This window comes from Stenotrophomonas sp. YJH_SMC_110, assembly GCF_059369255.1.
Genome location: NZ_JCAFSM010000004.1, coordinates 41,348 through 52,795, shown reverse-complemented (window position 1 = coordinate 52,795; position 11,448 = coordinate 41,348). Strand labels below are relative to the sequence as shown.

11 protein-coding genes and 5 tRNA genes are annotated in these 11,448 nt (G+C 66.4%); 13 read left to right on the top strand and 3 right to left on the bottom strand.

The annotated features are described in order from the left end of the window. Positions 1–5 precede the first annotated feature (5 nt). The 8 genes from pgsA to AC5P6H_RS09320 all read left to right on the top strand — a co-directional run bounded on the left by pgsA (position 6) and on the right by AC5P6H_RS09320 (position 7,011). A complete protein-coding gene (gene pgsA, locus AC5P6H_RS09355) occupies positions 6–632 on the top strand; it encodes a CDP-diacylglycerol--glycerol-3-phosphate 3-phosphatidyltransferase (RefSeq protein WP_012510614.1) in 627 nt (208 codons plus the stop codon). Positions 633–881: 249 nt separating this feature from the next. Beyond that, positions 882–957 (top strand) — tRNA-Gly (locus tag AC5P6H_RS09350). Positions 958–1,096: 139 nt separating this feature from the next. Then, positions 1,097–2,203: an NAD(P)/FAD-dependent oxidoreductase gene (locus AC5P6H_RS09345; protein WP_478406377.1), complete on the top strand. Its 1,107-nt coding sequence runs from the start codon at positions 1,097–1,099 to the stop codon at positions 2,201–2,203. 114 nt (positions 2,204–2,317) lie between these two features. Further along, positions 2,318–2,393: transfer RNA gene (locus AC5P6H_RS09340), tRNA-Gly, on the top strand. 368 nt (positions 2,394–2,761) lie between these two features. Further along, complete coding sequence (locus AC5P6H_RS09335) at positions 2,762–4,225, top strand: efflux transporter outer membrane subunit (protein WP_495202547.1); 1,464 nt, start codon at positions 2,762–2,764, stop codon at positions 4,223–4,225. Beyond that, the gene (locus AC5P6H_RS09330) at positions 4,222–5,361 is read left to right on the top strand and encodes an ABC transporter permease (RefSeq protein WP_032959316.1); all 1,140 of its coding nucleotides are present in this window, start codon (positions 4,222–4,224) and stop codon (positions 5,359–5,361) included. Before AC5P6H_RS09335 ends, AC5P6H_RS09330 begins: the two co-directional genes overlap by 4 nt. Before the next feature lie 10 nt (positions 5,362–5,371). Then, on the top strand, positions 5,372–6,100 hold the full coding sequence (locus AC5P6H_RS09325) for an ABC transporter ATP-binding protein (RefSeq protein WP_049404602.1): 729 nt from the start codon (positions 5,372–5,374) through the stop codon (positions 6,098–6,100). Then, positions 6,097–7,011, top strand: a complete 915-nt coding sequence (locus AC5P6H_RS09320; RefSeq protein WP_495202546.1) for an HlyD family secretion protein — start codon at positions 6,097–6,099, stop codon at positions 7,009–7,011. Before AC5P6H_RS09325 ends, AC5P6H_RS09320 begins: the two co-directional genes overlap by 4 nt. A 2-nt stretch (positions 7,012–7,013) precedes the next feature. Here AC5P6H_RS09320 and AC5P6H_RS09315 read toward each other — a convergent pair whose 3' ends face one another. Together AC5P6H_RS09315 and AC5P6H_RS09310 are read right to left on the bottom strand one after the other, a co-directional pair. Then, a complete protein-coding gene (locus AC5P6H_RS09315; protein WP_014646638.1) occupies positions 7,014–7,463 on the bottom strand; it encodes a hypothetical protein in 450 nt (149 codons plus the stop codon). After that, a complete protein-coding gene (locus AC5P6H_RS09310; RefSeq protein WP_046429875.1) occupies positions 7,456–7,857 on the bottom strand; it encodes a hypothetical protein in 402 nt (133 codons plus the stop codon). The genes AC5P6H_RS09315 and AC5P6H_RS09310 overlap by 8 nt, the downstream gene beginning before the upstream one ends. A gap of 130 nt (positions 7,858–7,987) precedes the next feature. Here AC5P6H_RS09310 and AC5P6H_RS09305 point away from each other — a divergent pair. From AC5P6H_RS09305 to AC5P6H_RS09285, 5 genes are all read left to right on the top strand, one after another. Then, positions 7,988–8,063, top strand: a tRNA-Gly gene (locus AC5P6H_RS09305). Between the two features lie 142 nt (positions 8,064–8,205). After that, positions 8,206–8,281, top strand: a tRNA-Gly gene (locus tag AC5P6H_RS09300). Between the two features lie 66 nt (positions 8,282–8,347). Beyond that, positions 8,348–8,421: transfer RNA gene (locus AC5P6H_RS09295), tRNA-Cys, on the top strand. 121 nt (positions 8,422–8,542) lie between these two features. Continuing rightward, positions 8,543–9,457 (top strand): ADP-ribosylglycohydrolase family protein, encoded by a 915-nt coding sequence (locus AC5P6H_RS09290; RefSeq protein WP_401729199.1) that lies wholly within the window; start codon positions 8,543–8,545, stop codon positions 9,455–9,457. 217 nt (positions 9,458–9,674) lie between these two features. Next, positions 9,675–9,944 (top strand): hypothetical protein, encoded by a 270-nt coding sequence (locus AC5P6H_RS09285; protein WP_032959304.1) that lies wholly within the window; start codon positions 9,675–9,677, stop codon positions 9,942–9,944. Positions 9,945–10,119: 175 nt separating this feature from the next. Here the strand turns inward: AC5P6H_RS09285 and AC5P6H_RS09280 are convergent, their stop codons facing one another. Next, positions 10,120–11,193 carry an alpha/beta hydrolase family protein gene (locus AC5P6H_RS09280; protein WP_495202545.1) on the bottom strand — a complete coding sequence of 358 codons (1,074 nt, stop codon included), beginning with the start codon at positions 11,191–11,193 and terminating at the stop codon, positions 10,120–10,122. Between the last annotated feature and the right edge of the window lie 255 nt (positions 11,194–11,448).

Below are 11,448 nucleotides of genomic sequence, written 5' to 3'. Positions count from 1 at the left end.
CAAGCATGAAGTTGACCCTGCCCACCTGGCTGACGTTGTTGCGGATCGTGATGATCCCGGTGCTGGTGCTGGTGTTCTACCTGCCCTACACCTGGACCAACTTCGCTTCGGCGGCGATCTTCGGCCTGGCCGCGATCACCGACTGGCTCGATGGCTGGATCGCACGCCGTTACCAGCTGGAGTCGGCCTTTGGTGCCTTCCTCGACCCGGTCGCGGACAAGCTGATGGTGGCGGTGGCGCTGTTCCTGATCGTGCAGGGTCATCCGACGCCGTGGATGGCGTTCTGGGCGGCGGTCATCGTCGGCCGCGAGATCGCGGTGTCGGCGCTGCGCGAATGGATGGCCGAGCTGGGCCAGCGCGCGAAGGTGCGCGTGGCGATGATCGGCAAGGTCAAGACCACCGCGCAGATGGTCGCGCTGTTGTGCCTGCTGTATTCGGTGGCCCCGAACGTGCCGGTGGAAGACATCTGGATGGGCTGGCCGGTGTTCCATATCGGCGACTGGACCCTGGCCATTGCCGCCGTGCTGACCCTGTGGTCGGGCCTGCAGTACCTGCACGCCGCCTGGCCGAGCCTGCGCGACGATGAGCGCGCTGCGCGCGAGCGTGCGCGGCAGAAGAAGCTGGGCAACTGAGCCCGGGGTCTGAGCCCCGGGGTCGGATCCCTTTCCGAAGGAAAGGGCTCTGACCCCATCGATGCGCCTATCCCCGCATGGCGTGGACCTACTGGAAATGCTGCGTCCACGGATGGTGCGGATCCATCAGTTTGCGGAGACGCTGTGGTAGATCCACGCCATGCATGGATACGCGGTGCAAGGCGCCTCGCAGGCCCCGAAAAAACCGCTTGACGCCATCCTTGGAACAGGTAGAATTTCGCCTCCCAAGCGGGAATAGCTCAGTTGGTAGAGCGCAACCTTGCCAAGGTTGAGGTCGCGAGTTCGAGTCTCGTTTCCCGCTCCAGATTCAAGAAGAACGCTCCCGGAAGGGAGCGTTTTTTCGTTTGTGTGCAGGGCACTTCATCCCTGCTTCACCGCCACCCCATCGCCTCACCACGCGTGCTCGCGAAGCTGTATCTCCGTTCCAGCCCGGCGATGCCGCGATGCCTCATCAATCCTCTGCTTACGACCACGATGTGGTCATCGTCGGCGCCAGTTTCGCCGGCGCCGCCTGCGCATTGGCCGCTGTCCAGTACGGGCTGCGCGTCTGCGTGCTGGAACGCAAGGCCGACCCCGGTGAGCGCCTGCACACCACCGGCATCGTGGTGAAGGAAGCGATGGAGCAGACCTGGCTGGGGCGCATGCCCGAGCATCTGGTGCAGCGAGTCGCAAACGTGCGCCTGTATGCGCCGAACCTGCGCAGCGTGTTGCTGGCCGCACCGGGCTATTACTTCCTCACCACCGATACGCCGAACCTGATGCGCTGGCTGGCCCGTGAGCTGCGCGCGAATGGCGTCGACCTTCGCCTGCAACAGTCCTTCACCGACGCCCATCGCAGTGGTGACGGCTGGCAGGTGGAAGGGGCAGGGCGCTGCGCCTATCTGGTTGGCGCTGACGGCGCACGCTCACGCGTGGCACAACGCACCGGGCTTGGCCAGGTGCGTGACAACCTCTACGGCGTCGAGCGTGAGTTCGCCGGCCTCCAGGTGTCGCAGGGCGATGCACTGCATTGCTTCGTCAGCAAGCGCTACGCACCGGGCTACATCGGCTGGGTCGCGCAGAATCCGACCGGGCTGCAGGTGGGATTGGCGCTGCGTCATGACCCGCAACAGGTACGGCCGCCGGATATCGATGGCTTCCTCGACCACGTGCGCAATGTGGTCGGCATTCCGCCTTCGGCGCGTCCCTCGGCCACCCGCGCCGGCTTGGTCCCGTGCGGCCGGCCGGATGGGCCCTTCACCGGCCAACGCGTGATCCTGACCGGCGACGCGGCAGGCATCGTCTCGCCGCTGTCCGCCGGCGGCATCCACTCCTCGTGGCGGCACGGCTGGGCGGTCGGTGAGGCGATTTCCCGCCATCTGCGTGGGCAAGGGCCGGAAGCGGAACGGGTGGCGCGGCAGGTGGCGCCGGCATTCCACGGCAAGCGCCTGCTGCGCTGGGCGATGGACCATCTGCAGGCCGACTGGCCGCTCAACGCACTGCTGCACACGGGGGCCACGCGGCGCATCGCCGAGCAGGTCTACTTCCACCGCCGTGGCCTGCGAACCTGAGGTGTCGGTCCTGAGGGCCTGAACGCCTCCCGCAATGCCGGTGAAAATTCCTGTTGACGCCGTGCAGCAATATCGACACAATAGCGCTCCTTCGACGCAGGTCGAACGGAATCTGCGGGAATAGCTCAGTTGGTAGAGCGCAACCTTGCCAAGGTTGAGGTCGCGAGTTCGAGTCTCGTTTCCCGCTCCAGATTCAAGAAAAACGCTCCCGCAAGGGGGCGTTTTTCGTTTGTCATGACGTTGGCCAGGCGGGTCGCTACAGGCGGGCCACGACATTTTCATGGTGGGCGTGGTAAGTCTGCAGCTGGGGGCGATTCCGACATTGGTGTCGCAATCGGCATGACGGGGGGGCGCAGCGATCGTGGGGACGATCGGAAGCACCTGGCATGAGGGGCTGCAACAGACGCAATGACCTGGAATCCGCACCAGTGTTCCGCCTGCTGCAGGCACTGAAAGGCTGGCGAAAGGCCTGCGCCGGCGTTGCCTGAACCGCACGGGTGCTGTGACCTTTTTCGGACCATTTCTCCATGTTCGCTCCACAATCGCACGGTAGCCTTCATGCTCCTTCTACACGTTGGCGGGCTGGTGGTCAGGCGTATCACTTCAGTGGCAGTGCCCAGGACGGGGCGCGGACTCTCCCTGCAGGCAGTGCTGCGACCCGGCGCGCTGCTCGCAAGTCTCGCATTGGCGGGCTGCATGTCGGTGCCGGTTCCGGATCTGCCTGATCGCACGCCCAGCACCTGGACCCAGGTGCCGCAGGGCCAAGGCGTGGCGGTGGACGCCAAACAGTGGTGGAAAGTGTTGTCCGATCCAGCGCTGGATGGACTGGTCGATCAGGCCATTGCCGGCAACCTCGACCTGCAGCAGGCCACGCTGCGCCTGCAGGCCGTGCGGATTGTCGCCGGCACGTCCGATTCGCGCTTCCTGCCGGAAATCACCGCCAGCGCCAAGCAGGTGCAGGATGCCGCTGCGGTCGACACCTACTTCCACGCGGGTATCGAAGCGATCTGGGACCTGGGCCTGTTCGGCGCCGCCGAGAGCGCGCAGTTGAGCGCGCAGGCGTCGGCCGGCAACGCCGAGGCGCTGCGTGGTGCCGCGCAGGTCGCGGTGATCGCCGACGTGGTGCGCAGCTATCTGGATCTGACCGTGGCGCAGGCCCAGCAGGACCTGTTGGCCCGCCAGCAGGCGGTGGACGATCGCGGCGAACAGTTGGCCCTGGTACGCCAGCGCCTGCGCCTTGATGAGCCCGGCGAACTTGATCGCCTGCGTGCACGCCAGGCCGCCACCCGCGCGGCCACGGCGCAGGCACGGGAAAACGCGGACAACGCTGCCCGTGCGTTGGCTTTGCTGCTGGGACGCGATGGCCCGGACCCGGCTTGGCGTGCCTATCGCACGCCGCCGACGCTGGGTGCGTTCTCGCTGCAGCAGGTCCCGGCCGATCTGCTGCGCCATCGGCCGCAGATCCTGCTGGCCGAATCGGAGGTGATGCAGGCTGCTGCCAGCAAGGGTTCGGCACGCGCCGCGATGTATCCGCGTGTCAGCCTCGGTGGCTCCATCCTGTACGCCTACAACCTCACCCAGAACGCCCGCTCCAATTCCGATTCGAGCCCGTCGATCGGCCCGTACATCGATATTCCGCTGTGGGACTGGGGCCAGCGCCGCGCACGCTTCCATGCCGATGAAAAGCAGCTGGATGCCGCCTTGCTGGGTTACCGCAAGGCGGTGCTGGAAGGCGTGAGCGAAGTGGAAGGCGCGCTCGGCAGCCTGGCGCGCCAGGACAGCAGCATCCAGTCGCTGCGCGCGGCCGATGATGCCGCCGGGCAACAGGTCAAGCGGCAGGCGCGGCAGGTGCAGTTGGGGCTGTCCAGCGAATTCGACGAGCTTGACGGGCAGCGTGCGGCACTCGCCGCGCAGGCCGACCTGATCGGTGCACAGGGTGCGCGCGTGCTGGCCTTTGCGTCGCTCTACCGCGCCCTCGGTGGTGCTCCGTTGCCTGTCGAGGGTGAGGGCGAATCGCAATGATCGCGCTGGCCCGCAAGACCCTGGCCTATGAATGGCGCCGGTTCCTGCCGGTGGTGCTGGCGATGTGCTTCGCCGGTGTGCTGTTGATCGTGCAGGCGGCACTGGTGCTGGGCATCTTCGGTACCGCTGCGATCTACGTGAAAGCGTCCTCGGCCGACATCTGGGCCGGCTTCCCCGGCACCCAGAGCGTCAACTACGGCCATGCGATCAGCGCCGACGTCGAAAGCCACCTGCGCATGGACCCGGATGTCACCCGCGTCGAACCCTACGAGTGGGTCGATGGCGAATGGCGCTCGGGTGCGCAGGGTACCGGCAACGTGTCGGTGTACCTGTCCGGCATCTCCACCGGCGATGACGCAATGATGTTCGCGCGCATCCTGCCTGCCGACCTGCGCGCGCAGCTGCGCGAGCCGGGGGCGGTGATCGTCGACAGCGCCGACCTGGATACGCTCGGCGTGGACCTGCAGAGCAACCGTGCATGGATCAATGGCAAGGCGGTGCGTGTGGTCGCCGCGCAACCGGGCCTGCGTGGCCTCGGTGGCGTCAACGTGCTGGCCTCGCTGGATACCGCGCGTGCCATCGCCGGTACCGATCCGCACGAGGGCAGCACCTATTTCGTGGCGGGCCTGCGCTCGCCGGACCTGGCCGACCGCGTGCGCGACCGCCTCGCTGCGTCGATGGGCCAGGCCACGCCGGTCGAGTTCTGGACCGCGCCGGCGTTCGCCAGCCGTTCGCAGCAGTACTGGTTGTTCGACACCGGCGCCGGCATCGCGGTGCTGTTCATGGCCGTCATCGTCTGCTTCGTCGGCGCGGTGATCACCAACCAGTCGTTCGCCTCGGTGGTGGCTGGTTCGGTGCGCGAGTACGCCACGCTCAACGCGCTCGGCGCAGGTCGCTACGCGCTGGCACGGGTGGTATTCGAGCAGGCATTGCTGATCGGTGGCGTGGGCATGTTGCTGGCGGCGGCGTTCAGTACCGTCGTGCTGTTGATCGCACAGTCCCAGCGCGTGCCGGTGCAGCTGACGCCGATGGTCATCATCGGCTGCGTGGCGCTGGTCGCGGTGATGGCCATGCTGTCGAGCATCATGGCGGTACGCAGTGTGGTCCGCTCCGATCCATCGTTGCTGCTGCGTTGAGGACCGGCCGATGACCTCCAAACATGCCGTCGCCCCCACGTTGCAGGCCGACGCACTGGAAAAAGGCTTCATGTCCGGCGATATGCAGGTGCCGGTGCTGCGCGGCCTGTCGCTGGACATCTATCCGGGCGAGTTGACCCTGGTCTCGGGCCCTTCGGGGTGCGGCAAGAGCACGCTGCTGTCGCTGCTGTCCGGCCTGTCCGCGCCGGATGGCGGTCGCGTGCACGCGCTGGGCCAGGACGTGGGCCACATGACCCGCGGCGAGGTGGAGCGCTTCCGCCTGCACCATGTCGGCTTCGTGTTCCAGGGCTTCAACCTGTTCCCGGCGTTGACTGCGCTGGAGCAGGTGCAGCTGCCGCTGGGCTACCGCGGCATGCGCAATCGCGAAAGCGAGCCGCTGGCGCGCAAGGCGCTGGAAGAAGTGGGCCTCAGCCACCGCAGCCACATGCGTCCGGCGCAGCTGTCCGGCGGCGAGAAGCAGCGCGTGGCCGTCGCCCGTGCCTTCGCCAAGTCGCCGACGCTGATCTTCGCCGACGAACCCACCAGCGCGCTGGACGCCGAGAACGGCCAGCGCGTGATCGACATCCTGCACCGCTACGCACGTGCGCATGGCGCCACCGTGCTGTGCGTGAGCCACGATCCGCGCCTGATCCGGCATGCCGATCGGGTGATCGCCATGGAAGACGGCATGGTCCGTGATGACCGCCGCCAGAACGAAACCGTAGAGTCCGCCCCATGACCAAGACGTCGCACCTGCTTCCCCTCAGCCTGGTACTGTCCGCGGCACTGCTGCTTTGCGCCTGTTCCAGGGACGCGCCCGCCCAGGCACCTGCAGGTAAAGCCAGCACTGCCACCGCCGGCAAGGTTGCGGTGGCGCGCGGCATCATCGATGTCGAGGGTGGCCTGATCGCGCTGGCGCCGCCGGTGGATGGTTCGATCACCGCCGCGCTGGTGAAGGAGGGCGCCACGGTGAAGAAGGGGCAGCTTCTGCTGTCGCTGGACGGTGCGCTGCTGCAGCAGGAAGTGGCGATGGCCACCGCTGATCTCGCACTGGCCAATGACCGCCTGAAGGGCAGCCAGGCGCAGCTGCGCGAACTGGAGCGCAATGCCACCCGCCTGTCCACGGGTGCGAGCGAAGGCGTGTCGTCCAACCAGCAGGCCGATGCGGCCAAGCAGCAGCTGGCTGGCGTACGCGCCGATGTCGACGTGGCCGGTGCGCAGGTCGACATGGCCCAGCACAAGCTGGAACACGCCAGGCTGAAACTGCAGCAGATGTCGCTGAGCGCGCCGGAAGCCGGCACCGTGGTCGGCCAGGTGCCGGGCCTCGGCGCCTTCGTGCAGGCCGGCAAGCCGGCGATCTCGCTGCTGCCGGCACGCCCGCTGCAGGTGCGTGCCGAACTCAGTGCCGCCTATGCCGATGCGGTGCAGGTAGGCATGAAAGCGACGGTGGTACCGGACAGCGATGGTGCCGAGAACACCGGCACGCTGCCGACCGCACGCGTGGTACGCATCAGCCCGGTGTTCGCGCAGGCCCGCCTGCCTGAAGACGCGGGGCGTGGCGTGGCCAAGGTGGTGGAGTGCGTGCTGGAGTTCGACGGCGGGGCCAAGGCACGCTTCGGCCAGCATGTGCGGGTGGAGTTCCGGAAGTAGGCCTAGTGCTGCAACGGGGGCGCATCCGCGCGCCCTCGACGCCTGAACGCCCGCCACGCGCTCACCGCCGACACCATGCACAGCGCCAGCAGCAGGCCCACGTCCAACAGCAGCAGCCACAGCAGATGCATGCCTTGTACCGGCGGCTGATGCATCGCCGACAGCATCCACGGCACCGACCACAGCAGCAGAAGGGCGAAGGCGATCAGCAGGCGCAGCCACAGGCGTTTCAGTCTCCACGGCCGCACGATCAAGGCGGCTACCACCAGTTCGACGGTGCCCAGCAACGCGAAGACGATGACGGTGCTGGTCGGGTAGGGCAGTTCGGCGCCTTCCAGGTGGTGCAGCAGCCAGTAGTCCGGAGTGAAGCCGGCATTGACCAGTGCGGCGATCAGCGCCAGCCAGGTCAGCGCGACCAGCAGCCAGAACAGGCGGATGTAACGTCTAGGCATCGGTGGTGTCCGTGGTGTAGCGGGAGGTTGCCCGCGACGAATAGCGCAGGCTTGCGGCGATTGCGGCCAGTGCCAGCAGGCCAGGTCCAACGGTGAAGTACACCAGGCGCAGCGGATGGTCGTGCATCAGCGTCCAGCTGGCGAACGCCAGCGGCGCCGCCAGCACCAGCAGCTTGGCGAACAATGGCCGCAACACTGCGATCAGCAGTTGGGCGCCAATGAACATCCAGAACAGATGGAACTGGGCGATGCCCAGGCCGATGTCGCGATGGGCGGTGAAGCCGAAATGGTCGCGATACCAGTTCATTCCCAGCGGAATCAGTGCCCAGTACAGCAGCGCCACCAGCAGATGCAGCAGCAGGGCGATCAACAAGGGTTTGCCGCGAAGGAACATGGGCGCATGGGGCTGGGCGGGGCAGCGTACCCCAGTGCGGACGCCCGTGACCGCATGATGTGAAGACTGTTGACGGCGTGAAGGAATTTGGACACAATAGCGCTCCTTCGACGCAGGTCGAACGGAATCTGCGGGAATAGCTCAGTTGGTAGAGCGCAACCTTGCCAAGGTTGAGGTCGCGAGTTCGAGTCTCGTTTCCCGCTCCAGATTCTACAGGGCCCCGGCAGGGGCCTTGTTTTTCTCCCGCCACGGCAAGGCGGGGCACGTTGAGCCGCAAGGCTTTGCGCGCAGTCAGAAAGGTGAAATCGCTGGTGTGTTTTCCGGATTTCCGGTAGCATGTCGGCTTACGCGGGAATAGCTCAGTTGGTAGAGCGCAACCTTGCCAAGGTTGAGGTCGCGAGTTCGAGTCTCGTTTCCCGCTCCATGTTCCGACAGGCCCCATCATGGGGTTTTGTCTTGTCAGGGTTCCGTTCCTGGCGCGCAGTACGTTGGCCTCATGGCAGAGTGGCTATGCACCGGATTGCAAATCCGTTTACAGCGGTTCGATTCCGCTTGAGGCCTCCAATTGAAAAGCCCTGACTCCGGTCAGGGCTTTTTTGTTGGCTACGATTGCTTTCCCGCTTGCGCGATCGTTGCGCGGCCTGGCGGCCAGTCATGGCGGATCCGGTGGCGCTACACTGGTCTGATGAACCAGATTGATCACTTCCGCGGCGCCTTGCTCGGCCTCGCGTGCGGCGATGCCGTCGGTACCACGCTGGAGTTCAAGCCTCGTGGCAGCTTCACCCCGATCACCGACATGGTAGGTGGTGGGCCGTTCCAGCTGCAGCCGGGGCAATGGACCGACGATACCTCCATGGCGATGTGCCTGGCCGAGAGCCTGGTGCGTTGTGACACCTTCGATGTGCACGATCAGATGAACCGCTACGCCAACTGGTACCGGCATGGGTACTGGAGTGCGACCGGCGAGTGCTTCGATATCGGTATGGCAACGCGGGCTGCGATCGACCGGTTCCTGCAGGATGGCCATCCGCTGGCGGGTAGTGACGACCCACGCAGCGCTGGCAATGGCTCGATCATGCGTTTGGCGCCGGTGGCATTGCGCTACGCCGGGACCCCCGACCTGCAGGCAATGGCCGAGCTGAGTTCGCGAACGACGCACGCTGCGCAGGAGTGCCTGGAGGCGTGCCGCTTGCTGGCGGTCGCGCTGGAGCGGGCGTTGGCAGGTGGCACCCGTGACGCGGTGCTGGATCTCAGCAATGTCCCCGTTGAGAGCGCGCGGCTGCAGCAGATCGCGGCGGGCGGCTACCGCGGTGCCGTGCGTGAGCAGATCCGTGGCAATGGCTATGTTGTCGACAGTGTCGAAGCTGCACTCTGGTGCTTTGATCGCCACGACACCTTTGAAGCCGTCGTACTCGAGGCGGCCAATCTTGGCGAGGACGCCGACACCACGGCCGCCATCGCGGGGCAGCTGGCGGGCGCATTCCATGGTGCGCGCGGAATCCCCGGGCGGTGGTTGCAGCGGCTGGCCCTGCGTGCCGAAATCCAGGCGCTGGCCGATGCGCTGCACGCCTTGAACCAGGGCAGCGACCGCGCTGCGTGAGTCGGGTTCCCTGCCTGTGAACTGCGCCGGCAGGACGCTCCCTGCCGTCGCCATTTCCGACGCCGCGAGGGAACCCGTGCGGCAGCTCGCATGCCGCGGCCGCCAGTCTCAGCCGGCCACGACATGGAAAGGCGCTATGGTCGGGTTCCACGTCTCAGGGAGCCGCAATGTCGAGCAAGGACATCACGCGTCGCTTCAGCCACGGAGCGAAACGGAAATGAGCAAAGTCATGGCAGATGTGCGTTGGCTGACCTTTCGGTTGAAGAACGGGCAATCCATCGGGCCGGAGCGGCTGAAGGACGGATGGGTGATTGCCTCGGAAACCGCCCGCTGCGAGGTCCGCCGCGAGCATATCGAGGGATCGGGCCTGGTGTATGCGCTGTATGCGCCGGCCAGCCTGGCCTCACCGCGGCGCGCGGAAATGCGCATGCGCGAATTCCTGATGAGCTCGGGCTACACCTTCACGATGGGCACGCTGGGCGGCTGACTGGGCCCGTCATGGTCGCGCTCGCACGGTCAGCGCCTGGCCCTGCATGCCGATCGGGCGGCGTGCATCGTGCAGCACCATGCTGGTCAGGCCGAGGCCTTGGCGGCTGAACAAGACACGCCACCCGAGCAGCCCCTTCCGGCACGGTGGTGATGCGTTGCGGCACGCGATGGACTCAGCGTTGCACTGCTTTCAAGGCGTCGACCACCTGTGCCCCAGAAAAACCACAGTGTCCTTCGCCCACCGGCGGCAACACGCGTGGCAGCGGGCGTGCGCCAGCCCGTACGGCCAATTGCGGATACACCGTCTGCATGTGCGGCACGATGGTCGGGTCGTTGTGGTTGAGCTGGATCACCAGCGGTCGCTTCAGTGCGCCGGTCATTGCCAGCGTGTCGCGGACATGCGCCTGTGCCGCAGGCACGGGATCGATGCGCTGAACGCCGGCATTGAACGCGGCGTCGTCACCGAATCCGCTGTACACCACCCCCAGGTTGCCGACCGGCATGCCGCCGCTGCGCGTGGCCAGTTCGTGCAGGACCAGCGCGTGCAGGCTGATCGTGCCGGCCAGTGCATCAGCGGAGACCTGCAGCCGCCGCGCCAGCACTGCGGCGTGCGACGGATCACGTTGCAGGGCATTGGCGATGCCCTGGTACAACTCGCCCTGTGGCAGCGCGGCGGCTTCGCGCGATACCAGGCCGGCGGCCGGCAGCCCATCGGCCTTGCGGAAGAAGTAATCGAATGCGACCAGCGTGGTCAGCAGATCGGTCGCGATCTGTTCGCCACCGAGATTGGCACCGCACAGCGATACACCGCCGGTGTAGTGCTGCGGGAAGCGTTCGAGGCTTCCGATGGTCACGGCACCGCCCATCGAGAATCCCAGCATCCAGGTGTGGCGGACATGCTTGAGTTCACCCACTGCCTGCTGGCGCAGGCGTTCCATGTCGGTGATCGCATCGGCCACCGCCCAGCCCTGGCTGGCATAGGCGCTCTGCGCGACGGCGTAACCTGCTGCCAGCAGTGGTGCGGTGCTGTCATTGGCCGCCATGGGGGCGGTGCGCGGCACGCCGACCGGTTCATAGCCATGGGCCAGCATTACCAGGTCGCCGTTCCAGTCGGCAGGCACATCCAGCCGCCACGGTGCGCCCTGCCGCTCGCCGCTGAGCGTACGCGCTGCTGGCGGCGGTGCAGCCAGCGATGTCATCCAGGGCAGCAGGCAGAGGGCAAGTGCGCATCGAAGCAAGGGTCGCATCGGGGTCATTCCATGCGGGAATGGCGCCGAGCATAGATCCCTGCACCACCTTGCGCGCGCTGCACTGCCGCAGGGCATTGCCGGTCGGCGGTGCCGCGCTCTACGCTGGCGCCATGGCCCTGCACAGCATCGCGTCGATTATCCGCATTCCCCACGGGAAGGCGGGGTAGCGCGCGGTCATCACGGCCAAGCAACCTGCCCGGGAAGGCGGGTTGCATGCAGCGCTCTCCCGGGTAATGAATCCACCAAGGAGAA